This is a genomic window from Stenotrophomonas sp. 01N47, from assembly GCF_056399165.1.
On record NZ_JBFTQU010000002.1, the window covers coordinates 345,158 to 360,432 of the forward strand.

Consider the following 15,275-nt stretch of genomic DNA (forward strand, 5'->3'; position numbering starts at 1 on the left):
ACAGCTCAGAAAGGAGGGGCGCGGTGCTTGATGCCCACGCCCCCACTCTGGAACAAGTTGAGAATATTTACTCGTTGAGGAGCGACCGACAAAAATAGAAGAATCTCAAGGCCTTCCAAGACAACACTTCTTGTACTTATCTCCGCTACCGCATGGGCAAAGGTCATTGCGTCCAATTTTGCCTGAGCCTCTCGCTTGGCCGACTCTTCGAGCTACGAAGTGCGCCGCCAATTCCGCCGTATCTTGATCGCTTTCCAGTTCTTCAGGCGATTCATCAACAAAGCTCCACCGAGCTTCAAGAAGAGCAGACTCCGCCGAGTAACGCAGGCACAAGCACAACCTGCCACGGCTTCTCCCAATTAGGGAATTGGCACGTGCAACCAAAAGGGCCTGGTGTAGATCCGCTTCGGTCCAGTCGTGCTTCCACACGCTGAGGGTAATGCACCCATCGCCGCCTATCGAGAACGGTCGGGCTCGCGACCAATCCTCTAGCGCCGTATCAACGTATTCGAGCAATTGCTGCCTAGCCTCTCCGGATAGGTCTAGCAATGCAGCCACCATGCGAGCCACTCCTGGCAACTCATTCGGCGAAACATGATCTATCAGCTCACGCAGTCGATCCGGCATCTTCTGGCGAAGCGGATTCGGGGCGTCAGGGTCCCAAAGCAGCGCGTTGAAGTACTTATCGACGTTGTGCCTGTAACCGCTGAACGTGAGGCTAGCCCCGCCCGCTGCCATTCGGCTGGCGTAGGTCGAATAGTGATTGAACTCCAGGTAGAGCCCCAAGTGATCCAACTCATCGTTGAGCTCAAGAGAAGGACACTGAGAGGCAAGAGTTCGCTGCTCAACGAAGTGCAGGAACTCGACCGGCGCGCTAAAAACATCGGCGTATACTCGCAAATCGTCGATCGAGAGCGCCCAAAGCGGATCTGACCCAAGATTTACACCAAGGGACGTTGCACGCCTCGCCTGGGCAGCAATTTCGGTGAACGAGTCCAGACTAACGGCGAGGATGGACACATGACGGTAGTCACTCAGTCTGAGCGCTCCGATCTGCTGGCGCGAACTATCGAACAGTGGGGATTCACCGTTCTTCTGAAGGTAGCTTAGAAATCGGCGCCCCTGTTCAGCCGGCTTTCCGACAAGAGTTTTCAGTGATTCAGTGAATGCGACCGGGTCAAGGTACGGCGACGTCGGCGTAAAGGACCCCGACTTGACCTCCACTAAGAATAGATGGTCGCCCCATGCGAGCAGGCCATCTAGCTCTGCAAGGCTCCTTTCGCCCTGTCCGGTCGGGTAGTAAACCGACCTATACACGTTCGCAGTGGGTAACAATTGAAGCAAGTATCGAAAAGGCAACTCCTCCGTAACCCTCGCTCGGACGTCGATCCAATCCTGCTTATTCTTTGACCCTGACGCGAAGACAATTTTCTCAAGGACTCTATATATGCGATCAAAAAGCGATGTTGAGTCAAAGCAATAGTAGCGTCCATCTACTCCTATGAAAGGTCTTTTGAAGATCGGCCAACTGCGAAATGGCCATCCAGCGAATTTCCCATCGGCAAAAAACTCCTGATCTTCTCCGGGCAACCAAGACAGCTGTCGAAGGAGCTCCGTAGGAAGCTGGGCCAGACACTGGACGTCGAAAAGTCTGTAACCTTCAAACAGTTCCTTTAGAGCCTTTACATACGCGTAAAACTCTGGTTCGTGCTCCTCGTCCACTGTCACTCCGTTTGCAACTCGCGCCCCATACTTTTCCCTGTACCCGTTGAGCCGGGCGAGCTCGTCGCCTAGCCCCGTAGTCAGGGACGCCCATATGTTGCCAAGGCCGTCACAGAGCTGATTAGCAGAGACCCCCCAAACTGCCGTGATCTGAGCCTCGTGAGGCTCAATCAAGTCTCGAATGGCCCTAACTTGATGATAGGGGTATTGTCGGCCTCTGATGTTGCACCAGGTCAGCTGGGCGATATGCTTGATCACCTCGGCCTCGTGATCAATTTGCTCCCCGGCAAGCGTGCGCGAAGCCTGTTCGCTGATCACGTAAGTGGAATTCACTGCGGTGAAAATGAATGTAACAGCCGTCCGCAGCTCCTCCCATATCTCATCAGTCAGCGCCAGTGAGCCAGAGTAGTTCGGAACCCCGGCAATGAGGCTTTGCACGTAATCCATCATGCGAGTAGCCATGACTTGCTCGCGGCCGATTTCGTCTTCCGCGTTCACACCGATATGTGCCGCCGAATATTCCCACCAAGCGCGATGGAGCAGCGCCAGGGGCTCAATCGTTCGCGCAATCTCTGCGGCGCGCCGAACCGCGCCGTCAATTTCCTCCACTACCCTTGGTAGAGCTGCCGCCTGGTCTGCAAGAAACCGTTCGTGTTCGCCTTCCCGCCATGACGTAGTTGTGTACACGTCACGTCCAAACCTCGCGAGTCGGATCGGTCCAAACTCGGCCACTTCATCGGGCACGGCCCGTTGCTTCCGAGCCGGCTTCCGGCCCTTTCCTTTTCGACTGCCCATCACCTTGGCCCTTAAGCAGGAAAGCTGTACCTGAAAGCTAATTCGTGTCGACCCAACTTGCCAGAGCTTTAGTTCATCCTGTGGATGATCGCTCGCGCCTCGTTTGACCTGGTGGTGGACAACAAGGCGCAGGCTGCGACCACGGCGGCGGTGCAGCAGAGCAATGCTCTGCTCGCGCAGGTGGTGGATCGGTTGGACCGGATCGAGGCGGCCAGCAGCAAGACGGCGGCGACCACCAGTAGCAGCGCCCTAAGGGCTGCGCTCAATGCTCGATGAAATCAGTTCGTAGCGTCCCCGCCGCGGCCTGCCGGGCGGGGACAATCGCCTTTTTACGAGTCGGCGTGCACAAGAAGAGCCAATGCAAAGCTCCGAGCCTGAGGCTCATACTTCGTATCGAACCACTCGCACCGTGCCTCACCGCTATTGATCCACGCAATGGTCATGGGGAGGCCGCCACTCTTCAGCTTTACAACGTCACCAGCTTTGAAATCCATGTCTATTCCCTGTTCTGGTTGATGCCCAAGCGGGCTGTAGGAACTTGGAGCCAGACAGATGCAAAAACAAGATGGCGAGCGCAGTACACAGCGCAATCTTGCGCTTTGTAGGAGCGGTGCAGGAGAACAAAAAACCGGCTTTCGCCGGTTTTCTTGTAACACACTGATTTTAAATGGTGGGCGGTACAGGGATCGAACCTGTGACCCTTGCCGTGTGAAGGCAATGCTCTACCGCTGAGCTAACCGCCCGGTGTGTTGCTGAGCCGCTCATTATAGGGCGGTTTTTCAGGGCGTCAACACCTTTTCACATCCTGTTTCCCGGCCCATTTCCCCGATCAGCCGGGCATCGCCCGGCCCCACCGGGCAGGCCAATCCGCAACCTCACATCGTATGCGTCGGCTTGTCCGAACCGGTCAGACCGGCCAGGATCGTTTCGATCTTGTGGCGCACCGTCTCGCCTTCCTGGCCATCGGCCAGCTGCACGCCGATGCCGGCGGTGCGGTTGCCCTGCGCACCGGCCGGAGTCACCCAGATCACCTTGCCGGCCACCGGCAGGCGCTCGCTGGAATCGGGCAGGGTCAGCAGCAGGAACACCTCATCGCCCAGGAAATAACGCTTGGGCGTGGGCACGAAGATGCCGCCATTCTTCACGAACGGCATGTACGCGCTGTACAGCGCGGCTTTGTCCTTCACTGCCAGGGACAGGATGCCCTGGCGGGCGTTGCTGGCACTCATCGATTTCCCCTCGCGGCAGGCCGCTCGTTCACCTTGTTCCAGGCCAGCAGCAACTCGACCACCGCAAGGTCTGCGCGCACGGTGGTGCGCAGCAGGTCGCGGGTGCGGTTGGCCGCATCGAACCAGGCTGCAAGCTTGTGCAATCGCTCCGGCGTGGTCAAGGCATCGGTGCTGGCCTGGGCCAGCGCCAGGTCGGCAGCGAAGCGCAGGCGCAGCGCCGCGTTGTCATCGGCGCACCACTTCTGCGCCAGCTCCACCGCGCCGGTCTTGCCAGCGGCCAGCTGTTCCAGCTCGCGGCCGACGTCGCGACGCAGGCTCAGGCCATCTTCGCGCAGCCAGTTGTCGGCCTGCCCGGGATGGCCGCGTGCTGCATCCAGCGCCTCACGCGCGGCGGCCTCGCTGTGGCCCTGCTGCTGCAGCCAGGCCAGCGCCTCTTCGCGCGGCGGCAGCTTGAATTCCAGGCGCTGGCAGCGGCTGCGCACGGTCTGCGGCAAACGCGCGGGGTCGCTGCTGATCAACCACAGGTAGCGCCCGGGCTGCGGTTCTTCCAGGGTCTTCAGCAGCGCATTGGCGGCCGAACGATTGATGGCATCGGCCGGGTCGACGATCACCACCTGCGCCACGCCGTATTGCGGGGTCAACGCCAGCTTGTTGGTGATCTCGCGCACCTGCTCGATCACGATCTCGGTGCGCAGCTTGTCGCCGCTCTTGTTCGGAATGAAGCCGATCAGCTGCAGGTCGGGATGCGTGCCGGCGGCAATCAGCTGCCGGGTGCGGGTGGCATGCGCTGCATCCCCGCGTGCCAGCACGTGGTCGGCCAGCGCCAGGGCCACCTCCCGCTTGCCCAGCCCGGCCGGGCCACAGATCAGCAGGCCATGGCCCAGCCGATCTGCATCCAGTGCAGCCACGGTCTGGTCGAACGCGCGCTGCTGCCAGGGCGAGAACGTACTCATGCGCCCTCCCCTTGCTGCAGCCAGCGCTCGACACGCGCAACCACATCAGCAGCCACGCGCTCCTGCACCTGTCCTGCATCAACCAGCGCGAAACGCTGCGGGTCCTGCTGCGCACGGCTGCGGAACACTTCGCGCACGCGCTGGAAGAAATCGTCCTGTTCGCTTTCGATGCGGTCCGGCCACAGATCGCGGCCGTTGGCACGCGCGCGGCCGACAGCCACGTCCACGTCCAACAACAGGGTCAAACCGGGCAGCAGGCCAACGGCGCGGCGCTCCAGGTCAGCGATCCACTGCGGGTCCAGGCCACGGCCACCGCCCTGGTAGGCGTAGCTGGAATCGGTGAAGCGATCGCTGAGCACGTAGGCGCCGCGCTGCAGCGCCGGCTGGATCACCTGGCGCACATGCTGCGCGCGTGCGGCGAACACCAGCAGCAGCTCAGCCTCGGCACTGAGCGGCTCGGCGGCAATCTCGGCATCGGGCTTCAGCACCAGGCCGCGGATGCGCTCGGCCAGCGGCGTGCCACCGGGCTCGCGGGTCAACACGACCTCATGGCCGTGGCGGCGCAGGCACTCGCGGATGGCGTTGATGGCGGTGGTCTTGCCCGCGCCCTCGCCGCCTTCCAGGCTGACGAAACGGGGATGGCGAAGCAGCGCGGAACTCATTGCGCCGGAGTCTCCTGGGTGCGTTGCTGGCGCAGCTGCTGCAGGTAGCGGGCTACGGCGGCGTTGTGTTTGTCCAGGCTGGGCGAGAACACGTGCGCGCCACTGCCATCGCCCACCGCGACGAAGTACAGCGCATCGCCCGGTGCCGGTTGTGCAGCGGCCATCAGCGCATCGCGGCTGGGCATGGCGATCGGGGTCGGGGTCAGGCCAGAGCGGGTGTAGGTGTTGTAGGGCGTATCGGTGGTCAGGTCGCGGCGGCGGATATTGCCGTCGTACGCCGCGCCGATGCCATAGATCACGGTCGGATCGGTCTGCAGGCGCATGCCGATCTTCAGGCGGCGCATGAACACGCCGGCAATCTGCGGTCGCTCGCTGGCCAGCGCGGTTTCCTTTTCGATGATCGACGCCAGCGTCAGCAGCTCGTAGGGCGTGTTGATCGGCAGATCCGGGGCGCGGCTTTCCCAGGCTTCGTCCAGCGCCTTCTCCATCGCGCCGTGGGCACGCTTGAGTATGTCCAGGTCACTGTCGCCGCGCTGGTAGACGTAGGTCTCCGGCAGGAAGCGGCCTTCCGGATGCTGGCCGGCGAAACCGAGGCGGTCCATCAGTGCTGCGTCATCGAGGGTGTCGGTGGTGTGCAGCAGCGGATCAGCGCGTTTGAGCGCGGCGCGCAGCTGGCGGATGTTCCAGCCTTCGATGATGGTGACGCGGTGCTGCAGCACCTTGCCCGCGCGCATGCGCAGCAGCAGCTCGCGCGGGGTCAGGTCCTTGCTCAGTGCGTACTCGCCCACCTTCAGCTTGCCGGCGGCGTCCAGCTGGCGCGCCAGCAGCTGCCACTGGGTGTCCTGGCCCTCGTCCACGCCGGCCTCGCGCAGCTTGCGCAGCACGCTGTTCATGCCATCGCCGCTGGCGATGACCACGCTGTCCGCACTGGGGGTCAACGGCACGTCGGCAAACTGGCTCTGCTTGTAGAAGAACCACGCGCCCGCGCCGGCCACGATGGCGGCCAGCACCAGCAGCAGCGTTACCACCAACAGACACCCGCGCTTGGCTCCCGCCATGGACTACCTCTGAACTCGATTCCGTCGTGCAGGATACCGTGCCGGTGGTGTGGGGTCATGATCGGAGCCACGCATCCGTGCCGACCAACGGTCGGCACCCACCCACCATCTCCAGTAGATCCACGCCATGCGTGGATGAACCGCCATGGGAGCATCCGTGCCGACCAACGGTCGGCACCCACCCCGCCGGGCCATACCGGCGGGGCCGCCCCCTCAGCCCTGCTGCCCCAGCGCCCGCAGCAGGCCGCGCGCCTTGGCCCGGGTTTCGTCCAGTTCCTTGTCCGGGTCCGAATCGACCACGATGCCGGCTCCGGTGCGGAAGCTGACCTCGTTGCCGTCCACTTCGGCGGTGCGGATCAGGATGTTCAGGTCCAGGTCGCCATCGCAGTTCAGCCAGCCGAACGCACCGGTGTACGCGCCGCGCGGCACCTGCTCCAGCTCGCTGATGATCTGCATGCAGCGCACCTTCGGGCAGCCGGTGATGGTGCCGCCAGGGAAAGTGGCGGCGATCACTTCGCCTGGGGTCACGTCCGCGCGCAGGTGGCCGCTGACGTTGCTGACGATGTGGTGCACGTGGGCGTAGCTTTCCACGGTCATCAGCTCATCCACGACGACCGTGCCGGGCAAGCAGATGCGCCCGAGATCGTTGCGCTCCAGGTCGATCAGCATCACGTGCTCGGCGCGCTCCTTGGGATGGCCGACCAGCTCCTGGATGCGCGCGGCATCGTCGTCGCCCTCGAAGCGCGGACGGGTGCCGGCGATCGGGCGGGTCTGCGCGTGGCCGCCATGCACCGACACCAGCCGTTCCGGCGACGAGCTGACCACATGCCGGCCGTGCGCACTGAACAGGCCGGCAAACGGCGCCGGATTGGCCCGCCGCAGCTGCGCGTACAGCGCCTGCGGGCTGACCGGCGCGGCGAAGTGCGCGCTCCAGCGTCGCGACAGGTTCACCTGGAACACATCGCCAGCGCGCAGGTACTCGATCACCCGGCGCACGCCATCGGTGAAGCGCTGCGGCTCGTCTTCGCTGAGCGACTGCGGCGGTTGCCAGCCCTGCCCGGCCGGCGGCAGTTCGCCCGCCGCCAAGGCGACCAGCGTGTCCAGCAGCGCCGCCTCACCCGCCTCGGCAACGAGGAAGCTGGTGTCAGCCTGGTGGTCATGCAGCACGGCGGCCGGGCAGCGCAGGGCAAGTGCGGTCGGCCGGCCGTCATCGCGCGCGCGCGCTGGCAGTACCGGTTCTACCTGACTGGCCACTTCGTAATCGAGCATCAGCGCCCAGCCACCGCGGAACGGCAACGCGTGGCCGCCGTCGTGCGGCAACCGCTGTGCCTGCCATGCGCGGTCCAGCGCCTGCAGGAAGCTGCTGGGCTGCACCGCGCCGTGCTGGTCGCGCACCTGGCCATCGGCGTCCAGCTGCAGGGTGTCGCCCTGCGCGGCCAGCAGCAGGCTCCAGCGGCCCTGCGCAGTGCCCGAGGCGGTGGACTCCATCAGCAGCGGGAAACGCGCCGGGTCGCGCTGCTGCAGGGCCAGCAGGTCGATCGGGTGCGGCAGCGGGTGGATCAGCGGGGCGTGGGTCATGGCAGCCAGTTCGGGAGACGGATACACGGAAGCCGCCTTGCGGCGGCCTCGTGGTTGGCGGAGCCGAGCATGGCTCGACCCTACCGGTGCGATCAGACGCGCTTGAAGATCAGCGTGCCGTTGGTGCCGCCGAAGCCGAAGCCATTGGACATCACCACGTCGACCTTGGCCTGGCGTGCTTCGTTGGGCACGTAGTCCAGGTCGCAGCCTTCGCCCGGCTGCTGCAGGTTGATGGTCGGCGGAATCACGTTGTCGCGCATTGCCAGCACCGAGAAGATCGCTTCCACGCCGCCGGCAGCGCCGAGCAGGTGGCCGGTCATCGACTTGGTGGAGCTGACCATCATCTTGTAGGCGTGGTCGCCGAAGGCGGTCTTCATCGCCATGGTCTCGCCGAGGTCGCCCAGCGGGGTCGAGGTGCCATGTGCGTTGAGGTAACCGACCTGATCCGGGGTGACACCCGCGTCCTTCATGGCCATGGTCATGCAGCGCGCAGCGCCTTCGCCGTTCTCGCTCGGCGCGGTCATGTGGTACGCGTCGGAGCTGGCACCGAAACCGGCCAGTTCGCAGTAGATCTTCGCGCCACGTGCCTTGGCGTGCTCGTACTCCTCCAGGATGAGGATGCCGGCGCCGTCGCCGAGCACGAAGCCGTCACGGTCCTTGTCCCACGGGCGCGAGGCCTGTTCCGGAGCGTCGTTGCGGGTGCTCATCGCCTTCATCGCGCAGAAGCCGCCCAGCGCCGTCGGCGAGGAGCCGCGCTCTGCACCGCCGGCCACCATCACGTCCGCGTCGCCGTACTGGATCATGCGCATGGCGGTGCCGATGGAATGGTTGGAGGTGGCGCACGCCGAGACCGCCGAGAACGACGGGCCCTTCAGGCCACTGATGATGCTCAGCTGGCCCGGCAGCATGTTGATGATGGTCTTGGGCACGTAGAAGGGAGAGATCTTCTTCCCCTCGTGGAACTCGATGGTCTGCTCTTCGATGCCGAGCAGGCCGCCGATGCCAGCGCCAACGATGGCGCCGATGCGGTCGGCATTGGCGTCGGTGATCTCCAGGCCCGAATCATGCAGGGCCATGAAGGCGGCACCGAGGCCGTAATGGATGAACGGGTCCATCTTCTTGGCATCCTTGCCGCTGACCCGGTACTTGCCGAACAGTTCATTGTCGGCGGTGATGTCAAAGCCTTTGACCTCACCTGCGATCTTGGTGGTGAACCGTTCCAGGTAGGCATCAGAAACGTTGGTCAGCGGACCGATGCCCGAACGACCGTGGGTGATGCCTTCCCAGCTGCTGGCCAGATCATTGCCCAACGGCGAGACCATACCCAGGCCGGTTACGACGACGCGACGCTTCATTGCTGATTCTCCTGACCCGAACGTTCTTTGCGGGTAACGCGGTTTACTTCGGTGTGGTACGCAAACACACGGGGCCGCAAACAGCGGCCCCATGGGGTGTCGTGCGCGGCGAGCTCAACGCCCGCACGCGCACTGACGTCCTGCATCAGGCCTTGACGTGGGCCGTGATGTAGGTGATCGCAGCCTGCACGGTGCTGATCTTCTCGGCTTCTTCGTCCGGGATCTCGCACTCGAATTCTTCTTCCAGCGCCATCACCAGCTCGACGGTGTCCAGCGAGTCAGCGCCCAGGTCATCGACGAACGATGCGCTGTTGGTGACTTCTTCTTCCTTGACGCCAAGCTGTTCGATGACGATTTTCTTGACGCGTTCTTCGATGGTGCTCATGGGATATCGCTCCAGATGGAGTAGTGGTTCAAAAGTGGTCGCCATCAAAGGCGATGGCCGTGGGATAGTGTAGTGGAAACCGGCGCGACCTTGCATTGCAGCAAAAATCCTCGCAGATCAACCACTTGCGGCGCGATCCCTGCGCCCCTTGCTTACGGCATGTACATGCCGCCGTTCACATGGAGAGTTTCGCCGGTGATGTAGCCGGCAGCCGGGCTGGCCAGGAAGGCCACCGCATGGGCGATGTCCTCCGGCGAACCCAGGCGTTCGAGGGCGATGTCGCCGATCAGCGCGGTACGCGCTTCTTCCGGCAGCGCCTTGGTCATGTCGGTGTCGATGAACCCCGGCGCGACCACATTGACGGTGACGCCGCGCGAGCCGATTTCCTTGGCCAGCGACTTGGAGAAACCGATGATGCCGGCCTTGGCGGCGGCATAGTTGGCCTGGCCGGCATTGCCGGTCACGCCCACCACCGAGGCGATGTTGATGATGCGGCCCTTGCGCGCCTTCATCATGCCGCGCATGACGGCCTTGCTGGTGCGGAACACGCTGGTCAGGTTGGTGTCGATGATCGACGCCCAATCGTCTTCCTTCATGCGCATCAGCAGGTTGTCGCGGGTGATGCCGGCGTTGTTGACCAGGATCGAGATCGGGCCGAATTCCTTGGCGATACCGTCAAGCACGGCATCGAGCGCGGCAGCGTCGGTGACGTTCAGCGCGCGGCCATGACCACCGTGGGCGGCCAAGCGTTCGCCGATCGCAGCGGCGCCGGAATCGGTGGTCGCGGTGCCGATGACGGTGGCGCCCTGGGCGGCCAGCAGATCGGCGATGGCGGCACCAATGCCGCGGCTGGCACCGGTGACCAGTGCGATTTCACCCTGCAGGGGCTTGCTCATGATGTTTTCCTCAGGCTGGGGCGGCCGCCGCACCCGTGCCGCTTGCAGCGGCCACCGGCACGGTCGGCAGGAACAGGGGCAATCAGGCCGACCACGTCTCGCGGGCGGTTTCGAAGTCGCCCGGGGTGGCCAGGGAACGACCATCGATGGCCTTGTCGATGCGCTTGACCAGACCGGTCAGCACCTTGCCCGGGCCGCATTCGGCGATCCGGGTGACGCCACGGGCGGCCAGCGCCTGCACGCAGCCGGTCCACTGCACGGGCTGGTACAACTGCTGCACCAGCGCGGCGCGGATCGCGTCCACACCGTCGTGCACCTTGGCGTCGACGTTCTGCACCACCGGCAGCTGCGGCAGCTGCCAGGACAGGCCAGCCATCACTTCGGCCAGACGGTTGGCGGCTTCGCGCATCAGCGGGGTATGCGAGGGCACGCTGACGGCCAGCTTGACCGCCTTGCGCACGCCCTTCTCGGCCAGCAGCGCCAGCGCGCGGTCGACCGCGGCAGCGTCGCCGCCGATCACGATCTGGCCCGGCGAGTTGAAGTTGGCCGGAACGACCACCTGGCTGCCGGCAGCTTCTGCGCAGACGTCCAGCACCAGCTGGTCTTCAGCGCCGAGCACGGCGGCCATCGCGCCGACACCTGCGGGAGCGGCGTCCTGCATCAGCTGGCCGCGCAGGCGCACCAGGTGCGCACCGTCGTGCAGGCTGAGGGCGCCAGCGGCGACCAGGGCGGTGTACTCACCCAGGCTGTGGCCCGCCAGAACCGACGGACGCGGACCGCCCACGGCATTCCAGGCGCGCCACGCGCCGATGCTGGCGGCCAGCAGCGCCGGCTGGGTGTATTCGGTACGGTTGAGCATTTCCTCCGGGCCGCCCTGGGACAACGCCCACAGGTCGACGCCGGCACCATCGGATGCCTCGGTGAAGGCCTCACGCACCTGCGGGTGCAGTTCGGCCAGCTCGGCCAGCATGCCCACAGACTGCGAGCCCTGACCGGGGAAGACAAAAGCGAGGGTGGATACGGTCACGCGGTCATCCGCTTGTTGCAATCGAAGCGGGCCATGATAAGGGGGAACATGCCGTGTCGTCTGTACGTGCGCGTATGCACGCGTATGGAGGCGGCCTGCCGGATCGGCCAGCGGGTGATGCCGGCCAGCGGCCGGCACTACCCGACGCTGCGGGCTGCCCCGCTGTCAGCAGAGCAGCTGCAGGATGTCCAGCTCGCCGTCGGCAAACCAGTCCATGCACAGGCCGACCACCATCAGCAGGCCCAGCGTGGTGGCACCGTGGGTGATGAAGATGGAGTGGGCCAGCGCGCGCGCCGACCGCCCCAGCTTCATGCACACCCGCGCCAGGCGCTGCAGACGGCCACTGACGGCGTGCACGTGCGCACGCACCGGTGCCTGCACGCCGTTCATCGCCTCGGCCATCATCGCCTGCAGGGTTTCAGGGCGGTCGGCGTAGTACTTGGCCACGCCGTAGCCGAACATCAGCCAGTCACGCGCCTGCGCCTCGGCCAGGTCCATGACTTCCAGCGGATCTTCTTCAAAGTCGATGAAACCGACGTTCTGGCCATCCCAGGTGAGGTTGCGCGGCAGCGGCTGGCCAAAATAGGCGCCACGACCGTGCGCTTCGGCAATGGCCTGCATCGCCGCAGCCACAAGGCGATCGCGGCCGGCGTCATCGGCTTCACGCAGGCAGGTATTGAACGAGCTGCCGTTGTCGCCGATCACCAGCGCGGCATGGCCACTGCCGATCACCGGGGGCACGTTCACTCCCTGCGCCTGCAATTCAGACAGACGGCGGGCCTCGGTTTCGCGCGCGGCGTCGCCACCGCGGTGCGGCGGCGGGCGCAGGGCATCGAGATGGAACCGGCGGGCAACAAAATTGAGCAGGCCCAGAGCCACTGCTCGGCTTCCTTCGCCGTACTGCTTCAGCCAGGCGCGCTGCCCTTCGATGACGATGGGCTCAACCATGACAGTCTCCTTTAACGCATTACGGCCCCAGAGGGGCCGTAACGACGGTTTCACGTTGTCGTAACTGGCACTATCAATAGCGCAGCAGTGCCGAACCCCACGTGAAGCCACCGCCGAACGCTTCCAGCAGCAACAGCTGGCCGCGCTCGACCCTGCCGGAACGAACGGCAGCATCCAGCGCCAGCGGCACCGAGGCGGACGAGGTATTGCCATGCTTGTCGACGGTGACCACGACCTGGTCCATCGACATGTCCAGCCGCTTGGCGGTGGCTTCGATGATGCGCAGGTTGGCCTGGTGCGGGATCAGCCAGTCCAGGTCGGACTTGGTCAGCCCATTGGCATCCAGGGTTTCGTCCACGACCGAGTCCAGCGCCTTGACGGCGTACTTGAACACGTCGTTGCCCTTCATGTTGATGGTGCCGCCACCATTGTTGCCTTCACCGAAACCGACCGAGACGCCGACCGGATTCCACAGCAGCTCTTTCTTGCTGCCATCCGAATGCAGGTGGGTACTGAGGATCCCGGTTTCTTCGTCGGCCTTGAGCACGACGGCGCCCGCGCCATCACCGAACAGTACGCAGGTGGTGCGGTCTTCCCAGTCGACGATGCGGGTCAGGGTTTCCGCACCGATCACCAGCACATGGCGGGCATCACCGGAGCGTATGAATTTGTCAGCCACGCTGAGCGCGAACACGAAGCCCGAACAGGCTGCGTTGACGTCGAAAGCAGGGCAGCCGCTCACACCGAGCTTGGCCTGGATCAGGCACGCGGTGGAGGGAAAGATCAGATCAGGAGTGGTCGTGCCGACCACGATCATGTCGAGCTGCGAAGCGTCGATACCCGCTGCTTCGATCGCACGCAGCGCGGCCTGGTAGCCGAGATCGCTGGTGGTTTCGCCTTCGGCAGCGATGTGCCGTTCACGGATACCGGTGCGCGTCTGGATCCACTCGTCCGAGGTCTCGACCATTTTTTCCAGGTCGGCGTTGGTCAGGACTTTTTCCGGCAAATAGCTACCGGTGCCCGCGATCCTCGAGTAGATCCGCTTGCTCATCATGTTTCCTGTTGCACGAGCCGCCGTTCACCGGCGTGCCCGGGAAAGAAGGCGAAGGCCGCTGCCCAACGGGCAGCGACCTTCCGGCACATCAGTCTTCCTGGACAGCCGAAGACTTGGTCTGGATGACCTTCTTGCCGCGGTAGAAACCGTCAGCAGTGATGTGGTGACGCAGATGCACTTCGCCGGTGGTCGGGTCGGTCGACAGCTGCTTGGCGCTCAGGGCGTCATGCGAACGACGCTGGCCACGACGGGACGGGGTAACACGGGATTTCTGGACAGCCATGGGATTGCTCCAAACTCGGTTCGTTTTGCTTCGTCGTTTCGTCGCACAGGACGCCAGCGTCCAGCACACTTTTCGCTTTCGCCGCAGCCGCCGACGACAACCGGCTGCTATTGTTTCTTCAATGCCGCCAACGCCGCGAACGGGTTGGCCTTTTCAATTTCTTCTTCGGTCGGTGCCCAGTCCTTGTCGACTGCCTCACCGTACGGCGACAGGGGTACCACCGGCACCGCCAGCACCAGTTCGTCCTCGACCAGGTCCAACGGACGCAGCTGGCCGTCTTCCGGCACCAGCAACGGCTCGTATTCCTCCGGCAAAGACGATTCCTCGTCTTCCTCGCGGATCAGGCCAAGCCTCTGGGTCATCTTCACCGGCAGCAGGAAACGCTGCATGCTGCGCTGACAGGTCAGCGGCAACGCGGTATCGATGCTGAGTTCCACATAGGATACCCGCAAGATCTCGTCGCGACCGAATTCGAGCGAGTAATTACACTCGCCTTCGGTATCTGCGACAAGCCCCTGCAGGCGAGTCAATTCAGCCAGGGAGACCTGACCGTCGAAGCGCCTTCGCGCTACGACCATCCGCCAGGCATCCAGCGTTTCGGGTACGTTCGCGGACATAAGCCGCCGAATATTAAGGATCGGCAGGTCGCGTGTCAAATGGCTGCCATGGAAGGCTTGCTGTGGCTGGCTGTGCCGAGCCAGACTGCCGCGCCCTGCTCCTGGAAATTCCCGCATGCCCGCCCTGGTCCTGGCCTCCACCTCCCGCTACCGCCGCGACCTGCTGGAACGGCTGGGCCTGCCCTTCGACTGCGCGCGCCCGGAGGTGGATGAGACCCCGCAAGCCAACGAGGCCCCGCTGGCGCTGGCGGCGCGCCTGGCCAGCGCCAAGGCGGCCGCAGTGGCCGCCCGCCATCCCGGCTGCTGGGTGATCGGCTCGGACCAGGTGGTGGACCTGAACGGTCAGCCGCTGGGCAAACCGCGCACAGTCGAGGTGGCCTGCGCGCAGCTGGCGGCGATGTCCGGGCAGACGGTGAGATTTCATACCGCCATCAGTCTCACCCGAGACGGAGAATACTTTTCGGCGATCGATTTGACCCAGGTGCGCTTCCGCGCGCTGCAGGCGCCGGAGATCGCCCGCTACGTGGCCATCGAACAGCCGCTGGACTGCGCCGGCAGCTTCAAGTGCGAAGGTCTGGGCATCAGCCTGTTCGAGGCCATCGACAATCGCGACCCCACTGCCCTGATCGGGCTGCCGCTGATCGCGCTGTGCGGATTGCTGCGCAAGGCCGGATTCTGCGTGCCGTAACCCTGCCCGCCCGCAGGTGGAGCCA

17 protein-coding genes and 1 tRNA gene are annotated in these 15,275 nt (G+C 64.2%); 2 read left to right on the forward strand and 16 right to left on the reverse strand.

Going from position 1 to position 15,275, the window contains the following annotated elements:
- Positions 1 to 105 precede the first annotated feature (105 nt).
- Positions 106 to 2,466 carry a YecA family protein gene (locus tag AC1DKR_RS05550; RefSeq protein ID WP_478031657.1) on the reverse strand — a complete coding sequence of 787 codons (2,361 nt, stop codon included), beginning with the start codon at positions 2,464 to 2,466 and terminating at the stop codon, positions 106 to 108.
- 135 nt (positions 2,467 to 2,601) lie between these two features.
- Here AC1DKR_RS05550 and AC1DKR_RS05555 point away from each other — a divergent pair, with 135 nt between their 5' ends.
- A complete protein-coding gene (locus AC1DKR_RS05555) occupies positions 2,602 to 2,793 on the forward strand; it encodes a hypothetical protein (protein ID WP_478031659.1) in 192 nt (63 codons plus the stop codon).
- 53 nt (positions 2,794 to 2,846) lie between these two features.
- Here AC1DKR_RS05555 and AC1DKR_RS05560 read toward each other — a convergent pair whose 3' ends face one another.
- The 15 genes from AC1DKR_RS05560 to AC1DKR_RS05630 form a co-directional block, all read right to left on the reverse strand.
- Positions 2,847 to 3,011 (reverse strand): YodC family protein, encoded by a 165-nt coding sequence (locus tag AC1DKR_RS05560; RefSeq protein WP_478031664.1) that lies wholly within the window; start codon positions 3,009 to 3,011, stop codon positions 2,847 to 2,849.
- 174 nt (positions 3,012 to 3,185) lie between these two features.
- Positions 3,186 to 3,260: transfer RNA gene (locus tag AC1DKR_RS05565), tRNA-Val, on the reverse strand.
- 132 nt (positions 3,261 to 3,392) lie between these two features.
- The gene (locus tag AC1DKR_RS05570) at positions 3,393 to 3,746 is read right to left on the reverse strand and encodes a PilZ domain-containing protein (RefSeq protein ID WP_025874071.1); all 354 of its coding nucleotides are present in this window, start codon (positions 3,744 to 3,746) and stop codon (positions 3,393 to 3,395) included.
- Positions 3,743 to 4,699 carry a DNA polymerase III subunit delta' gene (locus AC1DKR_RS05575; RefSeq protein WP_363730153.1) on the reverse strand — a complete coding sequence of 319 codons (957 nt, stop codon included), beginning with the start codon at positions 4,697 to 4,699 and terminating at the stop codon, positions 3,743 to 3,745. Before AC1DKR_RS05575 ends, AC1DKR_RS05570 begins: the two co-directional genes overlap by 4 nt.
- A complete protein-coding gene (tmk, locus tag AC1DKR_RS05580; protein WP_049467276.1) occupies positions 4,696 to 5,361 on the reverse strand; it encodes a dTMP kinase in 666 nt (221 codons plus the stop codon). The genes AC1DKR_RS05575 and tmk overlap by 4 nt, the downstream gene beginning before the upstream one ends.
- Entirely contained in the window at positions 5,358 to 6,419 is a 1,062-nt protein-coding gene (gene mltG, locus AC1DKR_RS05585) for an endolytic transglycosylase MltG (protein ID WP_312788098.1), read from the reverse strand. Before mltG ends, tmk begins: the two co-directional genes overlap by 4 nt.
- A gap of 213 nt (positions 6,420 to 6,632) precedes the next feature.
- Complete coding sequence (locus tag AC1DKR_RS05590; RefSeq protein WP_478031673.1) at positions 6,633 to 7,997, reverse strand: aminodeoxychorismate synthase component I; 1,365 nt, start codon at positions 7,995 to 7,997, stop codon at positions 6,633 to 6,635.
- 92 nt (positions 7,998 to 8,089) lie between these two features.
- Positions 8,090 to 9,352: a beta-ketoacyl-ACP synthase II gene (gene fabF / locus AC1DKR_RS05595; protein WP_164281031.1), complete on the reverse strand. Its 1,263-nt coding sequence runs from the start codon at positions 9,350 to 9,352 to the stop codon at positions 8,090 to 8,092.
- A 145-nt stretch (positions 9,353 to 9,497) separates the two neighbouring features.
- Positions 9,498 to 9,737 (reverse strand): acyl carrier protein, encoded by a 240-nt coding sequence (gene acpP, locus AC1DKR_RS05600; protein WP_025874077.1) that lies wholly within the window; start codon positions 9,735 to 9,737, stop codon positions 9,498 to 9,500.
- 152 nt (positions 9,738 to 9,889) lie between these two features.
- Entirely contained in the window at positions 9,890 to 10,633 is a 744-nt protein-coding gene (gene fabG, locus AC1DKR_RS05605) for a 3-oxoacyl-ACP reductase FabG (RefSeq protein ID WP_025874078.1), read from the reverse strand.
- Positions 10,634 to 10,715: 82 nt separating this feature from the next.
- Positions 10,716 to 11,660: an ACP S-malonyltransferase gene (fabD, locus tag AC1DKR_RS05610; protein ID WP_025874079.1), complete on the reverse strand. Its 945-nt coding sequence runs from the start codon at positions 11,658 to 11,660 to the stop codon at positions 10,716 to 10,718.
- A gap of 165 nt (positions 11,661 to 11,825) precedes the next feature.
- Positions 11,826 to 12,608: a BUD32 family EKC/KEOPS complex subunit gene (locus AC1DKR_RS05615; protein WP_312787665.1), complete on the reverse strand. Its 783-nt coding sequence runs from the start codon at positions 12,606 to 12,608 to the stop codon at positions 11,826 to 11,828.
- A gap of 73 nt (positions 12,609 to 12,681) precedes the next feature.
- Entirely contained in the window at positions 12,682 to 13,659 is a 978-nt protein-coding gene (locus tag AC1DKR_RS05620) for a beta-ketoacyl-ACP synthase III (protein WP_100463418.1), read from the reverse strand.
- A gap of 91 nt (positions 13,660 to 13,750) precedes the next feature.
- Positions 13,751 to 13,945: a 50S ribosomal protein L32 gene (rpmF, locus tag AC1DKR_RS05625; RefSeq protein WP_025879386.1), complete on the reverse strand. Its 195-nt coding sequence runs from the start codon at positions 13,943 to 13,945 to the stop codon at positions 13,751 to 13,753.
- 107 nt (positions 13,946 to 14,052) lie between these two features.
- The gene (locus AC1DKR_RS05630; protein WP_312787669.1) at positions 14,053 to 14,562 is read right to left on the reverse strand and encodes a YceD family protein; all 510 of its coding nucleotides are present in this window, start codon (positions 14,560 to 14,562) and stop codon (positions 14,053 to 14,055) included.
- Positions 14,563 to 14,677: 115 nt separating this feature from the next.
- Here AC1DKR_RS05630 and AC1DKR_RS05635 point away from each other — a divergent pair, with 115 nt between their 5' ends.
- Positions 14,678 to 15,250, forward strand: coding sequence for a Maf family protein (locus AC1DKR_RS05635; RefSeq protein WP_478031681.1), 573 nt, complete (start codon positions 14,678 to 14,680; stop codon positions 15,248 to 15,250).
- The last annotated feature ends 25 nt before the right edge of the window (positions 15,251 to 15,275 follow it).

What these genes read in the sequence shown, in the direction of transcription:
- tmk (WP_049467276.1), bottom strand. Translation starts at nt 5,361, where the DNA reads ATGAGTTCCGCGCTGCTTCGCCATCCCCGTTTCGTCAGCCTGGAAGGC.
- AC1DKR_RS05590 (WP_478031673.1), bottom strand. Translation starts at nt 7,997, where the DNA reads ATGACCCACGCCCCGCTGATCCACCCGCTGCCGCACCCGATCGACCTG.
- fabF (WP_164281031.1), bottom strand. Translation starts at nt 9,352, where the DNA reads ATGAAGCGTCGCGTCGTCGTAACCGGCCTGGGTATGGTCTCGCCGTTG.
- rpmF (WP_025879386.1), bottom strand. Translation starts at nt 13,945, where the DNA reads ATGGCTGTCCAGAAATCCCGTGTTACCCCGTCCCGTCGTGGCCAGCGT.
- AC1DKR_RS05620 (WP_100463418.1), bottom strand. Translation starts at nt 13,659, where the DNA reads ATGAGCAAGCGGATCTACTCGAGGATCGCGGGCACCGGTAGCTATTTG.
- AC1DKR_RS05635 (WP_478031681.1), top strand. Translation starts at nt 14,678, where the DNA reads ATGCCCGCCCTGGTCCTGGCCTCCACCTCCCGCTACCGCCGCGACCTG.
- AC1DKR_RS05575 (WP_363730153.1), bottom strand. Translation starts at nt 4,699, where the DNA reads ATGAGTACGTTCTCGCCCTGGCAGCAGCGCGCGTTCGACCAGACCGTG.
- fabG (WP_025874078.1), bottom strand. Translation starts at nt 10,633, where the DNA reads ATGAGCAAGCCCCTGCAGGGTGAAATCGCACTGGTCACCGGTGCCAGC.
- mltG (WP_312788098.1), bottom strand. Translation starts at nt 6,419, where the DNA reads ATGGCGGGAGCCAAGCGCGGGTGTCTGTTGGTGGTAACGCTGCTGCTG.
- acpP (WP_025874077.1), bottom strand. Translation starts at nt 9,737, where the DNA reads ATGAGCACCATCGAAGAACGCGTCAAGAAAATCGTCATCGAACAGCTT.
- AC1DKR_RS05555 (WP_478031659.1), top strand. Translation starts at nt 2,602, where the DNA reads ATGATCGCTCGCGCCTCGTTTGACCTGGTGGTGGACAACAAGGCGCAG.
- AC1DKR_RS05615 (WP_312787665.1), bottom strand. Translation starts at nt 12,608, where the DNA reads ATGGTTGAGCCCATCGTCATCGAAGGGCAGCGCGCCTGGCTGAAGCAG.
- AC1DKR_RS05560 (WP_478031664.1), bottom strand. Translation starts at nt 3,011, where the DNA reads ATGGATTTCAAAGCTGGTGACGTTGTAAAGCTGAAGAGTGGCGGCCTC.
- AC1DKR_RS05570 (WP_025874071.1), bottom strand. Translation starts at nt 3,746, where the DNA reads ATGAGTGCCAGCAACGCCCGCCAGGGCATCCTGTCCCTGGCAGTGAAG.
- AC1DKR_RS05630 (WP_312787669.1), bottom strand. Translation starts at nt 14,562, where the DNA reads ATGTCCGCGAACGTACCCGAAACGCTGGATGCCTGGCGGATGGTCGTA.